General features: G+C 32.0%; 1 protein-coding gene. It reads right to left on the reverse strand.

Annotated elements, in window-relative coordinates:
- A partial coding sequence (locus IQR33_RS34180; RefSeq protein ID WP_228014096.1) for a glutamine synthetase occupies positions 1 to 123 on the reverse strand: 123 nt, incomplete at its 3' end.
- Positions 124 to 465: the final 342 nt, after the last annotated feature.

The following is a 465-nucleotide window of genomic DNA, read 5'->3' on the forward strand; positions in this document are numbered from 1 at the left end:
AGCATCTATCGGGATGCGTTTTCCTCTTGGGGTGGCATTTATATCGGTAAAGATGAGATCGATAAATTCAATATCGGGCCATTTTTGTTTAAAATTTTTTACTTCCTGTAGATACGATTCCATTTTCTTCTCCAAATAGCCTGACGAGTAGAAATTAGAAATAACCAAATTAACAAATAAATTACAGTACTCTGAGCGAGTTGTTTGTTTTTTAGGTTATTTTTAATTTAAACATGCACTTACACTGTGTTTTTGATGTTTAACGGCTGGTTTTTATGTCTTTCTGTTAACTATTTTGTAACAGTTGGTTTTGTTTTGTTCAATATAATGAGCATAAATATTCAGTTTTGAAGCCTAAAAAGTGCGTCAGATCACGTTGTGACGATAATAATGGTCATCTGTGTTGATAATTTTGTACATGGTTTGTAGGGTTTGTGTTAAATAAATTGAACACGGACATATCAT

The organism is Vibrio sp. OPT46 (assembly GCF_015163535.1).
GTDB classification, from domain to species: domain Bacteria; phylum Pseudomonadota; class Gammaproteobacteria; order Enterobacterales; family Vibrionaceae; genus Vibrio; species Vibrio alginolyticus.